This window comes from Anaerostipes butyraticus, assembly GCF_016586355.1.
In the GTDB taxonomy this organism is placed as follows: domain Bacteria; phylum Bacillota; class Clostridia; order Lachnospirales; family Lachnospiraceae; genus Anaerostipes; species Anaerostipes butyraticus.
Window position 1 is genome coordinate 1 of record NZ_BLYI01000071.1, and the last position, 411, is coordinate 411.

The 411-nt window shown below is 51.1% G+C and carries 1 protein-coding gene; it reads left to right on the forward strand.

The features are described from left to right. Positions 1-411, forward strand: a 411-nt coding sequence (locus tag JMF81_RS15615) for a PTS system mannose/fructose/sorbose family transporter subunit IID (RefSeq protein WP_201312351.1), incomplete at both ends; no start/stop codon positions are given.

Consider the following 411-nt stretch of genomic DNA (forward strand, 5'->3'; position numbering starts at 1 on the left):
GATACAGAGTAGGAACCAAGATCACAGAAGACCTTTCCGGAGGACTTCTGCAGAAGGTAACAAAAGGAGCGTCTATCCTTGGTATGTTCGTCCTTGGAGCGTTGATCGAGCGGTGGGTAAGCATCAACTTTACGCCGGTAGTATCAACTGTACAGCTGAGTGATGGAGCATACATCGACTGGAGCAGTCTCCCATCCGGAGCAGAAGGAATCCAGACAGCATTACAGCAGTACGCGTCCGGACTGTCACTGACGCCGGAGAAAGTAACGACCCTGCAGGATAACTTAAATTCCCTGATCCCGGGATTCGTGCCATTGCTGCTGACGCTGCTGTGCATGTGGCTGTTAAAGAAGAACGTATCCCCGATCGTTATCATCATCGCCCTGTTCATCGTAGGTATCGCAGGACATG